Below are 20,129 nucleotides of genomic sequence, written 5' to 3'. Positions count from 1 at the left end.
GCGCAGGCCGGCCGAGGATCACGCGTTACGGCTGAAGTACCAGGAGGACACATGCGACGAGGCGAGGTCTGGTGGGTCGAATTCGATGAGCGACGGCCTGTCGTGCTGCGGTTTGTGCAACCCTCCACGGACCGGGCAAGCGCCGAGAGGGTGGTTTCGCTTGAGTGGTCCACCCCTGAGGCGGACCCTTTGGCACGTGCAGGCAGGTAGGGAACGGGCAAGTTCAGAGGTGAACCGCCCGCACGGTCCAGAGGACGTTGGGCGGCGTTACCTCCCGAACGTTCGTTGGCTAGAAGTTTCCGCATTCTGCGGTGGTGGCGGCGGTGGCTTGGGCCGCCGCGAAGAAGTCGTCGACCAGGGGTGACCTGCGGGAGGCCGCTGCGGCGAGGCACACCTGAGCCGGTGCAAGCTCCGGGACCGGTACGTAGCTGATGTCCGGACGCGAGTAGAACGTCGTCTCCGAACGCCCCACGAACGAGATGCCCCGGCCGGCCGCGACGTGCTCGAGCTTCTCCTCGATCCCACGCACGCGAAGGCCGGAGTCGGGGTGCGGCCGCCGGGTGGGCCGGGTGCTCGGGTCGGCATGCCAGACCAGCGGTTCACCAGCCAGGTCGGATTCGTCGAGCTCTTGTTTGCCGGCCAGCGGGTGGGTCGCGGGCAGCACGACCAGCAGCGGCTCGGTGTAGAGCGGCATCACCCGCAGACCGGTCTCGTCGATCGGCAGCCGCACGTAACCGACGTCGACGCGGCCGTCGAGCAGCATCAGGGCCTGGTCGTCCCACTCCATCCGCTGCACGTCCAAGACCACGTCCGGATGCTGCCTCTCGAACGCCTGCGCCGCCGGGATGACCGGGATGCCGGCCCGGAATCCAACGACCAAGCGCTGGCTGCCTCGGGCAGCAACGGACACCCGGCTGCGGACCGCGCGAGTCGAGGCCAACAGCGGGCCTGCGTCGTCCAGCAGTTGCCGGCCCGCGTCCGTCAACTCCACCCCGTGGCGATCCCTGGTGAACAAGGCGGCGCCGAGATCATGCTCCAGCGCGCGGATCTGGCGGCTGAGCACCGGCTGCGCGATGTGCAGCTCCTCGGCGGCCCGGCCGAAGTGCAACTGCTCGGCCACGGCGACGAAGTAGCGCAGTTTGCGCAGGTCCAGATCCATGGCGCCTCCCGGCCGTGGTGATGCCTCGACGGTATCACCACGGCCGAAAGAGGTCTTGGACACCGACTCCGGCCGGTGGCAGCCTCGAAACGTACCCAATGAAATTTCAACCACAACCGCCGGGTAGGCGCTTCTACCCAGCTCCGGAAAGCAGGCATTCGTATGAATAGCATCAGCATCATCGGCTCGGGCAACATGGCCCGCGCCCTGGCCACCCGGGCTCTCGCGGGCGGCAACACGGTCGAGATCATCGGCCGCGACCAGGCCAAGGCCAAGGAGTTGGCCGCCACGCTCGACGGCGCCACTGTCGGCACGATCGGCGTCGCACCGGCCGGCGACATCGTGATCCTCGCCGTGCTGTGGGACGGCGCAGTGCCGGTGGTCAAGGAGTACGGCGACGCACTCCGCGGCAAGGTCATCGTCGACATCACGAACCCGGTCGCCCCCGATCTCCAGGGTCTTGTCACCCCCGAAGGCAGCTCCGGCGCGCAGGAGATCGCCAAGGCGGCCCCGGCCGACGCGCACGTCGTGAAGGCGTTCAACACCCTGTTCTCCCACGTACTGGCCGCTGGTAACGGGCTGGACGTGTTCATCGCCGGCGACGACGCGCAGGCAAAGGCGCAGGTGTCGGCGTTCATCGAGAGCCTGGGCATGCGCGCGCTGGACACCGGCAAACTGCCGTTGGCGCGTGCCCTGGAGAACGCCGGTCTGCTGGAGATCGGGCTGGTCGCCAACTCCTTCAACCACACGAACTTCTCCCTCGGCGCCAACACCCTGAGCTGAGCGCTCCGACACGATCACAAGGACGAATCGCATGCATGTCTTCGTCACTGGCGGAACCGGCCACTCCGGTTCGTACATCGTCCCCGAACTGATCGCCGCCGGGCACGAGGTCACCGGCCTGGCGCGGTCCGACGCCGCCGCGGCGACGCTGTCCGCGCTCGGCGCGAAGGTGCGCCGCGGCGACCTCGAGGATCTCGACGGGCTGAAGGAGGCGGCCGCGGCGTCCGACGGCGTCATCCACGTCGCGCACCGGCAGGACCTGCTTCCGTCCGGCGGGATCCACGCCGTGGCTGCGGCGGAGGTCCCGATCATGCTCGCGTACGGCGAGGCCCTGGCGGGAACGGGAAAGCCGCTCGTCGCAGCGGGGAGCATCGGCTCGCCAGGAAACCTGGGCCGGCCGGCCACCGAGGCAGATCCGGCGCTCCCGGTCGGCGAGGAGCACAAGGGCACGCTGCGGGCTCGCAATGTCGTGGAGACCGCAGTGATCGGCCTCGCCGAGCAGGGCGTTCGGTCGTCGATCGTACGGATTGCCAACATCGCCCACAGCACGACCGATGGCGCCGGCTTCCTCGTGCGGCTGATCGCGCTCGCGAAGGAAAACGGTTTCGTCGGCTACCCCGGTGACGGCACGAACGTGTGGAACGCCGTACACGCACGCGATGCCGCTTCCTTGTTCCGGCTGGCACTGGAGAAGGGGGCTCCCGGCAACTACTGGCACGCGGTGGGGGACGGGGCGATCCCGCTGCGCGAGCTCGCCGAGGCCATCGGGAGCCGGCTGCACCTGCCGGTCGTGAGCGTTCCCAGGGACGAACTGATGATCCCTGGGTACTTCGGGTTCCTCGCGAACATCGTCACGCAGAGCTACCCGGCGTCGAACCTGATCAGCCGCCGGACCCTCGGCTGGGAACCCACCCAGCCCGGCCTGCTCGCCGGTCTGGACAACGGACACTACTTCGCTGCCAGCTGATTCTCTGCCGTCTGACGACCAGGGATCCGTGGATACTGGCCTGATGTTCTTCCGGTTCGCGGTCGGGGCGCTCGAGTGCGTCGTGGTGAGTGACGGTCAGCCCGAGCCGCCGTGGGAGCCGTCCCTGGAGGACTACTTCCCGGCGGTGCCCGGCGACGTACTGCGGGACGCTTGCCATGGACGCTCGACGCTGACGTGCGGGTACAACTGCCTGTTCGTCAGCACGCCCGACGGGATGGCGGTGGTCGACACCGGGCTCGGGGCGAGCTTCCTCGGGTACGGCGAGTACATCGAACCGTTGGTCGGGCAGCTCGAGGGCGGGATGACCAGTGCCGGGTTGTCCCGCTCGGAGCTGGCCGCGGTGGTGTTCACGCACCTGCACCAGGACCATTCGCGCGGGGCGATCTGGTCCGGTGACGTCAGGTTCCCGGTCGCGACGGCGTTCGCGCATGCGTCGGAGGTCGCGTTCTGGTCGGCTTCCGTCGACCTTCCGTCAGCGCAGCCGCATCTCGAGGCCGCCCGCGAGACGATCCGGCTGTACGGCGAGAAGCTGCGACCGTTCGAGTACGACACCGAGATCCTGCCCGGCGTACGCGCCCTCGCCGCGCCTGGTCATACGCCCGGCCACTCGGCGATCATGCTGCAGTCGCGGGGCGAACGTCTGCTGTGTGTGGGCGACACGTTCTACGACCCGCTCCAACTCACCAACCCGACGTGGTCCACCCCGTGGGACCTGGACGCCCCCGCGTCCATCGCCTCCCGCCGCCACCTCCTGGAACGCGCCGCCGACGAACACATCCTCATCCACGCCTACCACCTGCCGTTCCCCGGCCTGGGCCACGTCGAGCGCCGCGGCACCACCTTCACCTGGCACCCGATCAGCAGTTAGGAAAGGCAGCCGCGGAGGGCCGTGATGAGGCGGGTGGCGCGGGGATCGCCGTGGCCGAGCATGCGGTTGGCGGTGTAGGCGAAGGCGACGCCGTACTCGTCGTCGCCGAACGCGAACTGGCCGCCGGCGCCGTCGTTGCCGAGGCTGCGCGAGCCGAGCGTCGGACGGAACGGGGAGTCGAGCAGGAACCCGGATCCCCACCGTGCGCCGGCGTCGAACCCGAGGAATCCCGCACCCGACGACACCTCACGCGCCGCGTCGCTCACGGTCTCCGGCGTGAGTAACCGCGGCGAACCGTCGATGCCCGTGACAGCCGCCGCGTACACCCCGGCGAGCCCGGACGCCGACGCGACCGCGCCCGCACCGGGCAGCTCCATCCCGAGCAGAGCGGGATCGTTCCAGCCGTGCGGTACGTCCAGACCGGGGAACTCGAGCGCTCCGTTCATCGTGACGATCCGCATCAGCAGGTGCTCGGGATCCAAGGCGGGCGGCCGTCCTTCAGCCTCCTCGAGCCGCGCCAGCGACGGCAGCTCCGCCTCGGGCAGCCCGATCCACGCCCGCAGTCCGAGCGGGTCACCGATCGCCGTCCGGAAGTACGCACCTGGTAGCTGTCCGGTGAGCCGCCGCACGACCTCACCGAGCACGAAGCCGAACACGTGCCCGTGGTACTCGTACGTCGTTCCGGGCTCCCACAACGGCTTCTGCGCCTCGATCGCCGCAACGACCGGATCCCACGCCGCGATCTCCTCGAACGTCGGCGTCCGGTCCAGCACCGGGATCCCGGCACGATGCCCGAGCACCATCCGGGACGTGACCGCCTCTTTGCCCTCAGCAACGAACTCGGGCCAGTACGTCCCGATCGGAGCGTCGAGGTCCAACCGCCCTTCCTGCGCGAGCAGGTGGACGACCACGCTCACCAGGCCCTTCGCGCAGGAGAACACCGGCACCACGGTCTCCGCGGACCAGGCCCGGCCCGGCGCCGCCTGACCGTCCCACAGCTCGACCACCTTCCGCCCACCGGAGTACACGGTGACCGCCGCGCCCAGTTCCGGGAACAACGAGAAGTTCTCCGCGAACGTGTCCGCGACCGTACCGAATCCGTCGTCCACCCATCCCTGGTTCATGGGCGACAACGATAGGGTCTCCGGCCGGGACGAACGACCTAATTACGGCAGCGCCCACTTCTGGTTCAGACCGTTGTTGCACAAGTAGATGATCAGCTTGGTCCCGTTCGCGGAGGATGCGCCGGTGGCATCCAGGCACATCCCGGAGGCCGCGTTGACCAATGAACCGTTGGCCTGTGGGATCCACCGTTGCCCGGCGGAGCCGTCACAGGTCCACAGCACGGCCGGCGTCTTGAGCGTCGTACCGCGAGCCGACAGGCACTTGCCCATCGAGCGGACCGTGCCGTCGTCGGTCGACGGCGTCCACTGCTGGTTGACAGCACCCTTGCACGTGTAGAGCGTCGTCGGCGTACCGTCCGCGGTCAGCGCGCGGTAGACGTCGATGCACTGCCCGGCGATCCCGACGCCGTACCCGGTGTCCTGGAACACCCCGAACTCCCAGAACGAGTAGTAGCTCCCGGCAACGGCTCGTTTGGTGGCGGTGATCCGGACGTACCGTGCGGACGTCGGCGTGAAGGTCACGTTGTCCGTCCCACCGTCGCCGGTGATCGTCGACGCCACGGTCCTCCACGTGCGACCGGTCGCCAATGTCTGGATCTGGTACGACTTCGCGTACGCGGTCGACAGCCAGTTCATCGTGACCCGGTTGATCACCTGGATCGACCCGAGATCGACCTGGTACCACTGCGGATCGGCCCGCGCGCTCGACCAGGCCGTACTCATCGAACCGTCGACAGCCTTCGATGCCTCGCGTCCGGCCAGATAGACGCTGGAGGCAACTGCCGGACGCCCGCGCGCGAGGTTCCGCTTCGCGCCGTACATCGCTGTGTACGTCGTCGGCGCGGCCGGCGCCACCAGGTTGTGATCCCGCGCTCCTCCGTCCGACCACAACCCGAACCGGTACGGCTGGTTCGCGACCAGTTGCTGCGCATCGGCCGACACCGACACGCTCGAACCGACGATGGTGGTCGCGTCGAGCGGGCCTCTCCCGCTCTTGCTCAGAACCGTCACCGGCAACCCGGCCGGCGAGCTCGTGAACTTCATCGCGACCGTCTTCGGGTCCAGCCGCACGCTCTTCGTATCGGTCAGGCCCTGCGCATCCGTCGCCGTCAGCTTCAGTTCCAGGTACGACGGATACTCGTGATCCGGCGCCGTGAACGAGCCGGACGCGCCGCTCAGCGACGTGATCGTGTGCGTGTGGCAGTCGCTCGGGCAGTGGTGCATGATCAACGTCCAGGTCAACGCCGAACCCGGCAGCGTGCCCTGCTCCGGGTCGGTCGCCGACCCGGAGAATTTGATGGTGTCGCCAACCTTCCAGGCGGTCGCCGGGCCGGGAGCGGTGATCAACGCCGTCGGTGCGGTGTTCGCGACGTTGATCTGCGTCGACGTCGTACTCGAGGTCTTCCCGTCCGACACCCGCAATCGTGCGATTGCGGTGCCGGTCGTCGTGTAGGTGTGGTTGACGGTCGCTGCGGTCGAGTCGTCGTACGCCCCGTCGCCGTCCAGATCCCAGGCGTACGTGAGCGGATCGCCGTCGGCGTCGTTCGACTTGCTGCCGTCCAACGTCACGGTCAGCGGCGTCGGCCCGCTCGACGGGTCGGCGTGGATGATCGCGGTCGGCGGGTTGTTCGTCCCGTTGTACACGTACCGCAGGATCCGGCCGTTGTCGTAGTCAACCGCGAACAGATCGCCACCAGGGCCCGTCTGCAATCGGGTCGCGCCGTAGCCGGACGCGAACAGCTTGATGTTCGCGGGATCCGGGAGACCGTTGCTTCCGGCCATCATCGACCAGACGCACCGGCGGCTGTAATCGGTGAAGAACAACGCACCGTCGTACGCCGCGGGGTAGTTTCCGCCCTTGTAGAAGGACAGTCCGGAGATCGACGAACTGCCGGTGGAGCAGGTCCCGGCGACCTGGTCGTCGTGCTTGTAGGCGTAGTACGGAGCCACGACCGCGGATGCGCCGGCGGCGTAGAGGTTCTCGCAGAGGTTGAGGTTCGCGGCGTCGTACCCGGGATGCCGGGCGGCGCCCTCGTAGCACGGCCAGCCGAAGTTCGTGACGTTCGCGGCCGGGGTGGCGACGCGGTCGATCTCCTCCCAGTTCCCGTACCCGACGTCGCCGATCCACAGCTCGTTCGTGCCGGGACGGAACGTGAAGCGCATCGGGTTCCGCAGGCCCTCGGCGACGATCCGGCGCGCGTTCGGGTCGGCGCTCGCGGTCAACGGGTTGCCCGGCGCGGCCTGGCCGGTGTCGGGATCGATCCTGATGATCGAACCGTCCAGCCCGGTCGGATCTCCGGGCGTCCGAAGATCCTGTGCGCGCAGCGCACCGCCCTCGGCCGTCGGCGGCGTCAGCGTCGTGCCGACCGGCGCGGGCCCGTCGCCACAGGGGTTGTCGGGCGTCAGGTCGGACGAGGGGTAGCTGTCCTGCCCGTAGTCGATGTAGTTGAAGCTCCCGCCGTCGCCGCCACCGGCGTACAGCATGCCGTCCGGCCCGAACTCGATCGAGCCGATCGAGTGGCTCGGGTACACCTGGCACCAGTCCTCGACGAGCACCTGCTCGGCGCCGTTCGCGTTCAGCACCGAGAGTCGCGCACTGGCCTGGCAGCCGTCACCGGTCGGCCCGGGCGGTGTCGGGCACGGGTCGTCGGTGGTGTTCGGCGTGCCCCACTTCGGCGTCGGGCCGCCGATCAGGCCGTCGTGCGTGTACAGCACGTAAATGCGTGGATCCGCTGGGAAGTTGGGGTGCAGCGCCAGTCCGAGCAGGCCACGGTCCCAGTAGTTGTAGACCTCGGTGCGCAGGTCGGCGTACACGCTGGGGGTCGGATCGTCGAGCGAGTCGAAGACCTTGATCAGTCCGCTCTTCTCCGCGACGAACACGCGACCGTCCGGCGAGAACGCGACGTTCGTCGGGTTCGTCAGCCCGCCGAACACCACCTGCTCACCGAAACCGGTCGGCGTGACTGCGGCGCGTGCCGGCGCCACGACCGCGAACGGCAGCAGCAGGACGAAGCACAGCGTGGTCAGCGCACGGCGCAGCCACTGGGCAGAATTCCTCACAAAGCCCCCCAGGCCCGATCCCCGGCGCCCGTCCCCACAGCCCCCTGCGAGCACTCGGATCGCCCGTCAGAATGGACTGTTCGGACGATGCTGTGCAAGACCCTGCAGGTATTCGTTTCAAACACGCGACCAGAGTTCGACGCGGTGTCAGATCACCTTCGCTCTGTGTGCATCGGACGCCGGGCGGAACTGCAGAAGAACGTGTAGAAGCGTGTCCGGAACCGTGGGTCCAGCATCAGCTCGAAGTACCGATCCAGCTCGGCGCGCGTGAGTCCGGACCCTGCCAGGAATGCTGCCTCGAGTTGCTGGACGTAGTTCAGGTTCAGCAGGCAGCCCGTGCTTCCGCCGGTTGCGGTAGACGAGTACTGGATCGTCTGCGGGTCCACCAGGCCAGCTTCGACCATTGCCTCGTCGAGCTCGTGGGCCCAGTGGTAGGAGATCCCGTACTCGCGTTCGCAGTGTGCGTGCGCCAGTTCCTGTACGCGCTGGAACAACAGCTCGTCGTCCGCGCTCGGTGCCGCGAGCGCCCGCTGCGGTACGCCGGTGTACTCGCCGACGACCAGCGCTCCGCCAGGGGCGAGTGCATCGGCCAGGCTCTTCAGGATCTCGCGGCGCCGGCTGAGATGCATGAGCACCAGCCGGATGTGGATGACGTCGAACGGCCCGTCGACCGGTGGCCCCTCGTTGATGTCGTGGCGATACACCTCCACGCACGAGTGATGCTGCAGGTCATCGAGCCAATCTGTGTCCAGGTCCACGGCCACGACTGTGCCGTCCGGGCCGACCTGATCGGCGAGCCAACGGGTGATCGAGCCGCCACCGGCGCCGACGTCCAAGCAGCGCAGGCCCGGCCGCACTCCGGCCCGCGACAGGCACTCTCGCGAGTAGGGATCCAGTAACTCCTGCAGGTAATCGAGCTGCCGCCGTCCGAGGTCCGTGGCGGTGTTCAGCGCGTACTCCCGTTCCATCTCGTGTCCTCCCCTTGGATTTCACGCCATGCTCCCGGGAGCTCCTTTCACGGATCTTTCGCGAGCCTGCGCTCCAGGGCAGTGACGTCGGTTCCGAGCCGCTGGAAGATCCCGAGTGCCTGCTGCCAGTACGTCGGCCCGTTCTGCTCGATGTCGCCGATCCCCACCAGGGCAACGGCTTCGTCGTACGGCGCACCGCTGGTCACCGCGATGTCCAGGGCCAGGCGATGATGCGCCAGCGCCTGCTCGGCGTTCCCGTCCGCGCGGTACAGGTCACCGGCGGTGTTGTGGACGATCATCCCGACCAGCCGCTCGTTGGTACGGGTGGCGACCGCGAGACTGTGTTCGATGCAGGCGAACGCCTCGTCCCGGCGCCCGAGCTGCCAGTAGACGTGGGCCAGCGGCGCGACGAATGCCTGGATGAGCCGGTTCCCGGTCTCGAACGCCATCGACCGGGACCGCTCGAGATGAACCTTCGCGCGGTCGTAGTCGCCGGCGCGCTCGTAGAGCGTCCCGATGACCATCTCGGCGTCGACGCGGTCCCGCGGCCTGTCCGGGTCCGCGACCGCGAGCGCGGCGTGCAGGTACTCGAGGGCGGTCGGGTAGTCACCGAGCAGCCGGCTGAGCCAACCCAGGTACAGCGCCGCAGCGTCGGCGCCAGCGCGGCCGCCACCGTCGGCGATGCCTGCTCGGCAACCATGACCAGGTTCGTCCGCTCGCGATCCAGCCATCGGCTGTCGCCGGTCTCCACGGCGGTTTTGGCAGCTTGCAGGTAATGCTCGAACAGCCTCGTGCGGGCGTCGGCGCGGTCCTCGGCCGCGGTCAGTTCCGCGGCGTAGGCACGCAGCAGGTCGTGCGCCCGGTACCGCCCGGGGCCGATCTCGTCGATCAGGTGCGCACGCCGAAGTACAGTGAGGGAGGGACGGGCGTCGGCGCGGAGCAGCGCGCTCATCGCGTCGACGTCCGCGTGCGGCCCCGGATGCACTCCGAGCAGCCGGAACAACCGGGCCGCCTCCGGCGGAAGCTGGTGGTACGACCAGGAGAATACGGCCCGTACGTCGGTCTGCGGGTCGCCGCCCGCGTCCAGGATGTCCAAGGCCTGCTGCGCATCGGCGAGCTCGATGGCGAGGTCCGCGAGGCTGCCGGACAGCCGCGCGTTGACCAGTTCGGCGACGATCCGCAACGCCAACGGCAGGCGGGCGCAGCGCGCTATCAGGGTCCGGGTGGCTGCGCCGTCGTCGTCCACTCGGTGACCGACAAGACCGCGGAGCAAGTCCGTCGACGCCGAATCGCTGAGTGGGTCGAGCTGGACCCGACGCGCTCCTTCGCGGGCGACCAGTCCGGCCAGCGAGTCCCGGCTGGTCACCACGACAACGCTGGACGCGTCGCCGGGCAGTAGCGGGCGTACCTGGTCGGCCGTCTGCGCATTGTCCAGCAGTACAAGGATCCGGCGTCCTGCGATCAGCGAGCGGAACCGTGCTGCCCGCTCGGCGCAGTCAGTCGGAAGGTCCGTTCCGTCCACGCCGAGCTCACGCAGGAAGCCGGCCAGTGCGTCGTCCGGTGTCATCGGCGGTTCGGGTCCGTAGCCGCACAGATCGACGTACAGCTGGCCGTCGGGGAAGCGGTCGCGGACCCGGTGCGCCCAGCGAACGGCGAGTGCGGTCTTGCCGACTCCGCCGGTGCCTGTGATCGCGCAGGGCATGGGCGTTCGAAGCAGGTCGTCCAGGCGGGCCAGTTCGGTGTCCCGCCCGGTGAAGCCGACGATGTCGTGCGGCAGTTGGGCCGGTGGCGCGGGCGTCCGGCCGAGGATGTCCGCGTGGATGTCGCGGAGCTCAGGTCCCGGTTCCTGACCGAGCTCGGAGACCAGTGCCTGCCGCGTCCGGCGGTACACCTCCAACGCGCGATCCTGCTGGCCGCAGCGATAGAGCGCGAGCATCAGCAGGCCTTGCAGCCGCTCCCGCAGCGGGGCGGCCTGGGCCTGTCCGGCCAGTTCGCCGACGATTTGGAGGTGTCGCTCGGTCGCGAGTTCCGCCGCGTACAGCTCCTCGAGGGCGGCGAGCTTCAGATCGGTGAGCCGAACGGCCTCGGCGGCCAGCTCCGGGGAGTCGGCATCGCTGAACGGTACGTCGCGCCACAGCTCGATCGCCTGCCGCAGCAGCGCGACGGCCTGCCCCGGGTCGTTGCCGGCGGCATCTGTTCCGTTCCTGATCAGCTCTTCGAAGCGTTCGGCGTCGAGTTCGCCAGGCGCGACCTGCAGCTGGTAGCCGCCCGGTACGGACACGAGCCGCTCGGGATCCGCGAGCGCCCGGCGCAGCCGATGCACGTGCAGGTAGAGCTTCGCGGTCGCCGGCTCGCCCCACAACGCTTCGGCCAGGACATCAGCGGGTACGGGGCGGTTCGCGCGGGTGAGCAGGACGGCCAGCAGTACGCGCTGCAAACGCCCCGGCAGCGGTACGTCGTCGTCGCCCCGAGCCCGTACCGGCCCGAGAATCCCGAACTCCATCTTGGGCACCACCCAACCGCAGCGTAACGTGAGCGGGTGTCAGACCTGGGGGTTCGCGAGTTGCCGACCGGGCCGGGGGTGTACCGGTTCCGGGACGCGGGCGGCAAGGTGCTGTACATCGGGCGGGCGCGCAACCTGCGGCGACGGGTGCGGTCGTACTGGCTGAACCTCGGCGACCGGCCGCATCTGGCCCGGATGGTCCGGCGGATCGCCCGGGTGGAAGGCGTCTGGTGCGACTCCGAACACGAGGCCGCCTGGCTCGAGAGGAATCTCCTCGAACACTCCAAGCCGCGCTGGAACCGGACCGAGGGCGGTCAGGAGGTGGTCGGCTACATCCGGCTCGGTGACGGATCCCGGCCCGGTCTGCGGTTCGAGCACACGGTGCAGGGGAGCGCGCCGCACTTCGGGCCGTACCTCGGCGGGCTGCGGATCCGGCAGGCGATCTCCGGCCTGCATCGCGTGCTGCCGTTGCAGTACACGGTGGAAGGGGACGGGTCGGCCGAGGAGTTCGGGCGGATCTTCGGCATCGGGCCGGGGGATCGCGCCGCGCTCACGCGGACCGTGATCGCCGTACTGGAACGGGATCCGGCGGCGGTCGATGCGTTGCGGTCCGCGCTCGTCGAGCGGCGGGATCGGGCTTCGGGCGAGCTGCGGTACGAGTTCGCGGCGAAGGTGCAGGGGGAGCTTGAGGCGCTGGACTGGATCGTCGCGGAGCAGAAGGTCGCCTGGATGGAGCCGCGGGACGCTGACGTGTACGGGTGGGCGGACGGGGTGCTGGTGCGGTTCGAGTTGCGGGCTGGGCGGATGTGCACGTGGACGCAGCGTGCGGCGGGGGAGGCGACGGCGCGGGAGCGGGTGGCGGCGACGCCTGAGCTGTGGCGGACATTCGCGGCGCGAAACGCGGAGCTGGCGGCTCGGCTGATGACTTCCTGAGTCCCTAGCATTACTGGTATGACCCAGCCCCCGGTACCGCCGAACGAACCCCCCGGCCCGCCGTACCAGGGTGGGCCGGGTCAGCCGCCATACCAGGACGGCTCGGGTCAGCCGCCGTATCAGCCGGGGGCGTTGTTTGGGGCGGGGCCGTCCGGCCCTCCGTTTCCGCCGGGGCCACCGAAGCAGTCCCGGGGCCCGCTGTTGCTCGTCGGTGGTCTCGTCCTCCTGCTGGTTCTCGTCGTCGGCACCGCCGTCGTCCTGATCGCCAACCGCGGTGACGGCAAACCATCCGCCAGCAACTCGTCGGCCGCGCACACCAAACCCTCCGACCCGAAAGCGGTCGAATTCCGCCGCGTACTCAACTCAAAGACGGGCACCTGCCCGAGCCCGGCCGCGTCCGGTACGGCCTGCGACGACGACGGCATGATCTACACCCTCGGCAAGGTCGAACTCGACGGCAGCCACGTCTCCAAGGTGAAGGCCGGCAACGACCCCGCCCAAGGCGCATCCTGGACCATCGCCATCAGCCTCGACCACGAAGGCGCGAAGCTGTTCGGCGACCTGACCGCGAGCCTGGCCAAGCAAAGCCCGCCGGCCAACCAGCTCGCCATCGTCGTCCACGGCCGGGTCGTGGCCGCACCGACCGTCCAGTCCGCGATCCCCGGCGGCCAGATCCAGATCTCCGGCAACTTCACCCGCGCCGACGCCGAAGCCCTCGTCAAACAAATGACCGGCTGACCTCACCCCCCGGGTACACCCGTCTCCTGAGTGAATCCTCCGGCCGCGCGGACCCACCACCTGAGAGGTTGACCTTCGAGATGGTGGGTTTGCGTCTTGCATGCCGCGTGCCAACCCACAACCTCAGAGGTTCACCTCGCACCCAGGCAACCTCCGGCCGCGCGTGTCTGGCGCAGGCGTCAGCGGTTGGTTACCTCGAAGGCGACGACGGCGGCGGCCACGGCGACGTTCAGAGACTCAACGCCGGCGTGCAGCGGGATCTGCAGGTCGGAGTCGGTAGCGACGGTGATGCCGTTGGTCTCGCCGCCGAGTACGTAGACCGCTCGCGGTGCGAGCTCGGTCCGGAACAGCGAGTCCTGCGAGCGGGCCGACAGCCCGTACACGTGGTACCCCGCCTCCCGCAGCAGGTCGACCGCGGCCTTCGCGGTCGACGTGTTCACGATCGGTGCCTGGAACGCGATGCCGGCCGACGCCTTGATGACGAGCGGCCCGACATGCGGCGTACCGGCACGGGGGAGGATCACCCCGTCGAACCCGGCGCCGGTCGCGGTCCGCAGGATCATGCCGACGTTCCCCGGGTTGGTCACGCCGTCGAGCAGGAAAACGTTGGTCGGCCGTTTTCCGCGGTTCCGCACGAACTCTTCCAGCGGCGTCATCCGCGGGGCGTTCACGTCCGCGACCACACCCTGGTCGTGCTTGCCGTTTCCAGCCAGCCACTTCACCCGGCTGGCCGTCGCGCGCTCGACGGGCGTACCGAACCTCTCCGCGGCCCGGAGGATCTCCTGCATCGACTGGCCGGTCGCGTTGTCCGCGAGCACGACCTTCGCCACCGACAGCTTCGGATCGTGCAGCGCCTCCAGCACCGGCTTGCGGCCGTACACGGTGATCCACTTGTCGCGCGGCGATTTCTTCGAATCCACCCGCTTACGGTACGCCGGACCACATCCCGTGGTGGGTGGCGGCTCGGCTCAGGCGTTCAGCGGGTTGGTGGCCTTGCCGTCTAGCCAGAGCAGGTTGCTCGAGTCGGAGTGAGTGCCTTTGGTGCCGACGTGCTTGTCGCTGATCTGCGGTCCGTTCTTGATCACGTGGACCAGCGCCATCCCGTGCCCGCGCCCCAGTTCGTACTCGCCCTTGAGCCAGTCACAGATCACGCCGGAAATCGACACCGCCGATCAGGAAACTTTCCGCAACGTTCCGAGCACGGTTTCCGCGGAGCGGTCGATGTCGGCCGGGCCGGTGGTCCAGTTGGTGACCGAGATCCGCATTGCGGCGCGGCCCTGCCAGGTGGTGCCGGACATCCAGCAGGTGCCTTCGTTCTGGACCGTGGTGATCACCTGCCGGGTCAGGGCGTCGTCGTCGCCGAAGCGGACCAGCACCTGGTTCAGGATGACGTCGTTCAGTACGTCGGCGCCGCCGTCGCGGAGTGCGTCGGCGAAACGGTTGGCCATCGCGTGGCAGCGGTCGACGATCTCCGCGATCCCGGCACGGCCGAGGGCGCGAATCGCGGCGTACACCGGGATGCCCCGAGCGCGCCGGGAGAACTCCGGGTTGTAGTCGAGCGAGTCCCGTTCGCCGTCTTCGTCCTGGATCAGGTACGCGGCGCGGATCGACATCGCGGCACGGTGCGCCTCGGGATGCGCGCAGAACACGAGCCCGGAGTCGTACGGCACGTTGAGCCACTTGTGCGCGTCCGTCGCCCACGAATCGGCCAGCTCGACGCCGTCCAGCAGCGTCCCGAGCTCGTCGCTCATCGCGGCCCAGAGCCCGAAAGCGCCGTCCACATGCACCCACGCGCCGTGCTCGTGGGCGACCTCGCAGACCTCCCGAATCGGGTCGAAGGCGCCGGTGTTCACATTGCCGACCTGCGCGCAGACGATCACGCCACCGGCGCCGTCCGCGAGCGCTTCGGCAAGCGCGTCGGGGCGCATCCGGCCCTGCTCGTCGACCGCGATCGACTCGATGCAGCTCGTCCCGAGCCCCAGGAACCGCAGCGCGCGGTCGATCGTGTCGTGCCGCTCCGCCCCGGCCAGCACCCGGATCGGCGGCGCACCAATCAAGCCGTCCCGCTCCACGTCCCACCCGGCTCGCCGCAGTACCTCGTGACGCGCCGCCGCGAGGCCGGTGAAGTTCGCCATCTGCGCGCCGGTGACGAACCCGACCGACGTGGTCGCGGGCAGCCCGAACAGCTCCACGAGCCAGCTCGCCGCGATGTCCTCGACGACCGCGGCTGCGGGCGAGGCAGCGTACAGACCCGCGTTCTGGTCCCAGGTCGTCGTGAGCCAGTCCGCGGCCAGCGACGCGGGCGTCGCGCCACCGAACACGAAACCGAAGAACCGGCCGCTCCCGCTCGGCAACAGTCCGTCATCGACCCCGTCCGCAAGCTGTGCCACGACCTCGCGCGGGTCCGTCGGCCCGGTCGGCAGCGGGCCGCCGAGCGCAGCCTGGAGCTCGGCGGCGGTCGCACGCGGGCCGACGCGCCGTTCCGGAAGCCCGGCCAGGTAGGTCGTCGCGCGCTCGAACGCCTCGGTCAGCGGTCCGTCCCAATCCACCATGTCTCCTTTGTACGCCCCGTTTCCGGTCCGGCCCGCGTACAGTGCGCGCATGCAGATCCGGAGTCGGTGGTCGGCGATCGTCGGCTACTCCCTCGTCGGCGCGGCCACCCAGCTGGTCTGGCTGAACTTCGCCGGCGTCACGACCGTCGCCGCCGAGCGGTACGGCGTGTCCGAAAGCGCCATCGGCTGGCTGGCGCAGGTGTTTCCGCTGCTGTACGTCGTACTCGCGATCCCATGCGGCCTCGTCCTGGACCGCTGGTTCCGCGGCGGACTCGTCGCGGGTGCAGTACTGACAGCTCTGGGCGCCGTCGTACGGCTGATCGGCGACGACTTCGGCTGGCTGCTCGCGGGCCAGATCGTCGCGTCGATCGCGCAGCCGCTCGTGCTGAACGCGGTCACCGGCATCACCGGACGCTATCTACACGTGAAGAACCGCCCGACAGGCATCGCGATCGGGACCGCCAGCATCTTCGCGGGCATGGTGATCGCTTTCCTGCTCTCCGCGGTCTTCACCACGGCGTCGTCGCTGCCGGCGATGCTGGTCGTCACCGCGGTGTTCTGCGTGGCGGCAGCCGTCGTACTGATCGTTGCCCTCTACACCGTTCAGGCGCCGTTCGCCGCGGTCGGATCCAGCCGGCCGGACCGGAGTGCGCTGGCCGCCGCGTGGGGTGATCCGTTGATCCGGCGGCTGTGCGTGCTCGCGATCTTCCCGTTCGGTGTATTCGTTGCCATGAGCACCTTCGCGCAGGCGCTCCTCGAACCTGCGGGCGTGAGCGGCGGCACCGCCAGCACGATCCTGCTCGTGAACGTCGTCGCCGGTGTCCTCGGCAGCGCGACGATCCCGATCCTCGTCGTACGTCGCCGTGCCGAATCCGCACTGCTCGTGATCAGCCTGTCCGCCACCGCTGCTGCCTGCGTACTGCTCGCGCTGGCTCCGGGCGCGTTCACCGGCTTCGTCGCGATCACACTGATCGGCCTGCTTCTGCTGCCCGCGCTGCCGATCGTGCTCGAGTTGGTCGAACGCCGTACCGGAGAGGCCGAAGGCACCGCGGCAGGCCTGATCTGGATGGCCGGCAACCTCGGCGGCCTGATCGTCGCGGTCGTCGTCGGGCTGCTCGTCGATCACCCGGTGGCCGCGTTCCTGGTGATGGCGGCGATCGCGCTCATCGCCGTACCGGGGGCTCGCGTTCTTCGTCGCCCGATCGCCGAACTGCGATCGCAGTCGCAGCTGTAGCGACCAGACCGCCCGCGCCCGCGGCGATGAACGTCGTACGAGCGTTTGTGTGCTGCAGGAGCAGCCCGCCGGCGAGATACGACAGGCCCGCCGCGAGGCCGATCGCGCCGTACAGATTGCCGAACACACGACTGCGAAGATGCGCCGGTACGACCCGCTGCAGGTGGGTGTTGACGCCGACGTCGATGCAGGCGATCCCGAGCCCGCGGATCACCTGGAGCGCGAGCGCCGCCCAGATCGCCCACGCCAGACCGGTGACGAGGTTGCCCAGACTGCTGACGGCGAACCCGAGCAGCATCAGTACGGGCATCCGCATCCGGCCCGCGTACCGCGCCAGGATCGCGAACCCGGCGATCAGCCCGATGCCCGCACCCGCGTACAGCGTCGACGCCGCCGAGTCGGACCCGTGCAGCTCGTCCTTCGCGAGGAACACCATCGCGACGTCGTCCACCCCGTTGAACGCGACGACCGCGAAGAACCCGATCCCGATGACCCTGATCGGGGCCGACCGGAGGATGTACCCCAGACCGTCTCGCGCATCCTTGACCACGCTGTGCCCGGACGGCTTGGACGGCGGGATCTTCGGCAGCCTGCTCAGCAACGCCGCCGAGACGAAGAACGTGGCCGCGTCGATCAGCAGGATCCCGCGGACGTCCGTGATCAGGAACAGCCCCGCGGCGATGATCGGCCCGATCGCCTCCAGCCCGTTCGTCCCCGCCCCGAGCGCGGAGTTCGCCGCCTCGAGTTGGTCGTCGCGGACGAGCGCCGGCATCGCACTGCGCGAACTCGCCTGGAAGACCTGCGCCGTAACGCTGCGTACTGCGACCAAGACCAGCAGAACAGTCAGCGGAGGCATCGTGACCGCCATGACAACGGTGAGCACGCCCTGGACGACATCGCAGCTCACCATGACCTTCTTCAGGTCGAACCGGTCGCCCACCACTCCCGCGAACGCCCCGAACAACCCCGGCACGAAGTCCCCCGCCAGCAGCAACAACGCCACCGCCAACGCGGCCCCCGTCCGCCCCTGCACAAACAGCAGCAGCGCCACCAGCCCCAGCGAGTCCCCCAAGAACGAAACCGCCCGAGCACCCCAAAGCCCCCGAAACGCCCCCGACCCCCGCAGCAGCCCCCACACAATCCACTACTATGTACCCACACACCCGCCGGTGTGGCGCAACTGGCAGCGCACCGCTCTTGTAAAGCGGGGGTTAGGGGTTCGAGTCCCCTCACCGGCTCTCGTCTCTTTCCGCAGGTCGGCGGACCCGGCGAAGTATGCACTCTTCGCGCAGTGGGCTGAGAAGGAGTTCCGCTTCAGGCGAAGACCATCTGGACCCGGAAGGCTGCGGCACGACCGAGTCCGGGTGCAACTGCGGACACGAGCACGACACCGGAACCGGGGGCGCCCAGCGTCGCCAGAGCCCTGCCGGCTTCCGGCGGCTAGACGGCGCGCAACGCGTCCTCTAGCCCGGTGACGGCTCCTTCGCCGGGGAACCGGCGGCGCAGTTCCTGGTCAAGCTCGCTCGCGATCATCCGAAGGTGCACCTTGCTCTGCCGGCCATCTTTGAGCCCTTCAAGGCCCAAGCCGACAGCCTCCTCCAAGTCACCCTCACGACCGGCGACGAACGCCAGCGTCAACCTGCACTCGCTGATCCGCATCGGGCTCAACTCGGTTCCGTCCGGCGCGATGTTGTCGTGGATGACCGAGGTTGCGTAGTCGCTCGCCCGGGCGTTGTCTTGCGCCATGCGGTGAATGTCCATCGAGTAGTAATCCCACTTCGCAGGATCGACCTTGAAGTGGTTATCTGGCCGGTCCGGATAGGGGAGCTTCGTGAGCAGATCACGGCCGGACTCCAGCACCGTCGTCAGCCCGGACTCACCGAGTCGAGCTTTCGCCTTGGCTTCCTGGGCAAGGAGTTGCACTTGCACGCTGGTTCCTTGGGCTACTGCCTGCCCGCGCCGCGATGCGTCGACGGCCTGCCGGAACCGGCCTTGCGTCAACGCGAACCAAGCGGTCATCTCGTGGCCCCACCCCACGATCTCGGGGTGCCCGGCTTCCAAGCCGAGTTGCGCGGCCGCTACCCGCGTGGACTCCGCAGCGGTCCCCATTCCCAGGTCGTACTCAACACACCCCGCGAGCAACGCCAACCAGCCACCGGCCACCAACAGATCGGTATGTGCTCGGAGGCCAACCGGTCGCCGCAGCAGCGTCCCCACATAGGCCAACCATTCGTGGGCTTCGGTGCGCAGTTCTAGCGCGTCGCGCCGGTTGTACTGGCAGCACAACTCCTCAACCGTCGAATGCAGCGACTCGATCGTGTTCGGCGTCGTGTCTGAGGTCTGCAACCGGGAGACCAGTTCGGCCGTCTGCCACGGCCGGTCGTTGACCTTCGCAGTCGCGTCGGTGCGCGCTGCCGTGATGAGTTCGCCCTTCGCCCGCAATGCCGCATCACATGCCCGCGCGATGTCCTCGGTGGCGGGCTTCCGGCCGTTCTCGACGTTCGACAGGTAGGACCGGCTGAAGTGCGTTGCTCGTGCCAGGTCGCCCAGCGACCACCCGCGATGGTCACGGTACTCACGGAGACGACTCCCGAAAGTCATAACCCCAGTGTCACCTACGCCTTGTATCCCTGTCTCCTGATGCTGAGGGATACGCGGGAGTGATCGATCTGGGGCGCTGGAGGGATGATGCTCGCCTCATGAACGACCGAACGCGGGGAACCCTGAAGGACGGCAAGCCCTGGCCGGAACTGCCAGCCGCGCAGGACGTCGACTGTGACGGGGAGAACCCCACGACCAGCTGTCGATGCGTCCTGGGGCACCACCGGGGTCGCCACCGCGACAGCAGCGGTGCGGAGTGGCTGGACGACTGACGCCGTCCCGGTGCGACTTCCGGATCGGGCGGTTGCGCCGGATCGACGGCAACGCTGCAGGGTGTTCCAGGACAGGTGTTCGTTGCCGCACCTACCGCGCTGGGGGAGGCGGCGCGGATCGACGAAGTGGGGGAGTGGGGGGCTTCTCGCGGGTCTACCTGCCGCCGGTCCGTTCGGCCTGGCGGCGTTGGCGATGATCGGCTCGGTCTGTTCGTGATGATCCTTCTCGTGTACTGCGGTGCACTCGCTGGGTGCGCTGGCGGTCGATGTGGATGGTGTCGCGCTCAATACATCCCCGCTCGCCCGGGTGCTGCGGTACGCGGTTGTCGGCCGACAGATTGTGGAT

18 protein-coding genes and 1 tRNA gene are annotated in these 20,129 nt (G+C 68.8%); 8 read left to right on the top strand and 11 right to left on the bottom strand.

What is annotated here, in order from left to right:
- Positions 1–289: 289 nt before the first annotated feature.
- Positions 290–1,159 (bottom strand): LysR family transcriptional regulator, encoded by an 870-nt coding sequence (locus ACGFI6_RS28760; RefSeq protein ID WP_393123934.1) that lies wholly within the window; start codon positions 1,157–1,159, stop codon positions 290–292.
- A gap of 162 nt (positions 1,160–1,321) precedes the next feature.
- Between ACGFI6_RS28760 and ACGFI6_RS28755 the strand changes: the two genes are divergently transcribed.
- Genes ACGFI6_RS28755 through ACGFI6_RS28745 form a run of 3 tightly spaced genes read left to right on the top strand, consistent with a single transcriptional unit; the run spans position 1,322 to position 3,798 of the window.
- The gene (locus ACGFI6_RS28755; protein ID WP_393123932.1) at positions 1,322–1,942 is read left to right on the top strand and encodes an NADPH-dependent F420 reductase; all 621 of its coding nucleotides are present in this window, start codon (positions 1,322–1,324) and stop codon (positions 1,940–1,942) included.
- A gap of 31 nt (positions 1,943–1,973) precedes the next feature.
- A complete protein-coding gene (locus tag ACGFI6_RS28750) occupies positions 1,974–2,909 on the top strand; it encodes an SDR family oxidoreductase (RefSeq protein ID WP_393123930.1) in 936 nt (311 codons plus the stop codon).
- Between the two features lie 28 nt (positions 2,910–2,937).
- The gene (locus ACGFI6_RS28745) at positions 2,938–3,798 is read left to right on the top strand and encodes an MBL fold metallo-hydrolase (protein WP_393123928.1); all 861 of its coding nucleotides are present in this window, start codon (positions 2,938–2,940) and stop codon (positions 3,796–3,798) included.
- Here ACGFI6_RS28745 and ACGFI6_RS28740 read toward each other — a convergent pair.
- The 5 genes from ACGFI6_RS28740 to ACGFI6_RS28720 all read right to left on the bottom strand — a co-directional run bounded on the left by ACGFI6_RS28740 (position 3,795) and on the right by ACGFI6_RS28720 (position 11,453).
- Positions 3,795–4,922, bottom strand: coding sequence for a serine hydrolase domain-containing protein (locus ACGFI6_RS28740; RefSeq protein WP_393123926.1), 1,128 nt, complete (start codon positions 4,920–4,922; stop codon positions 3,795–3,797). The two genes, ACGFI6_RS28745 and ACGFI6_RS28740, sit on opposite strands and share 4 nt — an antisense overlap.
- 42 nt (positions 4,923–4,964) lie before the next feature.
- Entirely contained in the window at positions 4,965–7,982 is a 3,018-nt protein-coding gene (locus ACGFI6_RS28735; RefSeq protein WP_393123924.1) for a PQQ-dependent sugar dehydrogenase, read from the bottom strand.
- A gap of 152 nt (positions 7,983–8,134) precedes the next feature.
- Positions 8,135–8,950 (bottom strand): class I SAM-dependent methyltransferase, encoded by an 816-nt coding sequence (locus ACGFI6_RS28730; RefSeq protein WP_393123922.1) that lies wholly within the window; start codon positions 8,948–8,950, stop codon positions 8,135–8,137.
- Between the two features lie 47 nt (positions 8,951–8,997).
- Positions 8,998–9,300, bottom strand: coding sequence for a hypothetical protein (locus ACGFI6_RS28725; protein ID WP_393124701.1), 303 nt, complete (start codon positions 9,298–9,300; stop codon positions 8,998–9,000).
- Positions 9,246–11,453, bottom strand: coding sequence for a BTAD domain-containing putative transcriptional regulator (locus ACGFI6_RS28720; RefSeq protein WP_393123920.1), 2,208 nt, complete (start codon positions 11,451–11,453; stop codon positions 9,246–9,248). The genes ACGFI6_RS28725 and ACGFI6_RS28720 overlap by 55 nt, the downstream gene beginning before the upstream one ends.
- Before the next feature lie 36 nt (positions 11,454–11,489).
- On the opposite strand from ACGFI6_RS28720, the gene ACGFI6_RS28715 reads away from it, so the two are divergent.
- Positions 11,490–12,386: a GIY-YIG nuclease family protein gene (locus ACGFI6_RS28715; protein ID WP_393123918.1), complete on the top strand. Its 897-nt coding sequence runs from the start codon at positions 11,490–11,492 to the stop codon at positions 12,384–12,386.
- Positions 12,387–12,404: 18 nt separating this feature from the next.
- A complete protein-coding gene (locus ACGFI6_RS28710) occupies positions 12,405–13,124 on the top strand; it encodes a hypothetical protein (protein ID WP_393123916.1) in 720 nt (239 codons plus the stop codon).
- 179 nt (positions 13,125–13,303) lie between these two features.
- Here ACGFI6_RS28710 and ACGFI6_RS28705 read toward each other — a convergent pair whose 3' ends face one another.
- Genes ACGFI6_RS28705 through ACGFI6_RS28695 form a run of 3 tightly spaced genes read right to left on the bottom strand, consistent with a single transcriptional unit; the run spans position 13,304 to position 15,676 of the window.
- Positions 13,304–14,044, bottom strand: a complete 741-nt coding sequence (locus tag ACGFI6_RS28705; protein WP_393123914.1) for a TrmH family RNA methyltransferase — start codon at positions 14,042–14,044, stop codon at positions 13,304–13,306.
- Positions 14,045–14,092: 48 nt separating this feature from the next.
- Positions 14,093–14,275, bottom strand: a complete 183-nt coding sequence (locus tag ACGFI6_RS28700; protein ID WP_393123912.1) for a DUF4287 domain-containing protein — start codon at positions 14,273–14,275, stop codon at positions 14,093–14,095.
- Between the two features lie 21 nt (positions 14,276–14,296).
- Positions 14,297–15,676, bottom strand: a complete 1,380-nt coding sequence (locus ACGFI6_RS28695; protein ID WP_393123910.1) for a pyridoxal phosphate-dependent decarboxylase family protein — start codon at positions 15,674–15,676, stop codon at positions 14,297–14,299.
- A 49-nt stretch (positions 15,677–15,725) separates the two neighbouring features.
- Between ACGFI6_RS28695 and ACGFI6_RS28690 the strand changes: the two genes are divergently transcribed.
- The gene (locus tag ACGFI6_RS28690; protein WP_393123908.1) at positions 15,726–16,910 is read left to right on the top strand and encodes an MFS transporter; all 1,185 of its coding nucleotides are present in this window, start codon (positions 15,726–15,728) and stop codon (positions 16,908–16,910) included.
- Here the strand turns inward: ACGFI6_RS28690 and ACGFI6_RS28685 are convergent.
- Positions 16,840–18,048 carry an MFS transporter gene (locus ACGFI6_RS28685; protein ID WP_393123906.1) on the bottom strand — a complete coding sequence of 403 codons (1,209 nt, stop codon included), beginning with the start codon at positions 18,046–18,048 and terminating at the stop codon, positions 16,840–16,842. The two genes, ACGFI6_RS28690 and ACGFI6_RS28685, sit on opposite strands and share 71 nt — an antisense overlap.
- Positions 18,049–18,075: 27 nt before the next feature.
- On the opposite strand from ACGFI6_RS28685, the gene ACGFI6_RS28680 reads away from it, so the two are divergent.
- A tRNA-Thr gene (locus tag ACGFI6_RS28680) sits at positions 18,076–18,148 on the top strand.
- Positions 18,149–18,350: 202 nt separating this feature from the next.
- Here ACGFI6_RS28680 and ACGFI6_RS28675 read toward each other — a convergent pair.
- Positions 18,351–19,511 (bottom strand): helix-turn-helix domain-containing protein, encoded by a 1,161-nt coding sequence (locus ACGFI6_RS28675; protein ID WP_393123904.1) that lies wholly within the window; start codon positions 19,509–19,511, stop codon positions 18,351–18,353.
- Positions 19,512–19,609: 98 nt separating this feature from the next.
- Here ACGFI6_RS28675 and ACGFI6_RS28670 point away from each other — a divergent pair, with 98 nt between their 5' ends.
- Positions 19,610–19,783, top strand: coding sequence for a hypothetical protein (locus ACGFI6_RS28670; protein WP_393123902.1), 174 nt, complete (start codon positions 19,610–19,612; stop codon positions 19,781–19,783).
- The last annotated feature ends 346 nt before the right edge of the window (positions 19,784–20,129 follow it).

The organism is Kribbella sp. NPDC048928, from assembly GCF_043197975.1.
Classification (GTDB): domain Bacteria; phylum Actinomycetota; class Actinomycetes; order Propionibacteriales; family Kribbellaceae; genus Kribbella.
This window is presented reverse-complemented; position numbering and strand designations above follow the sequence as displayed.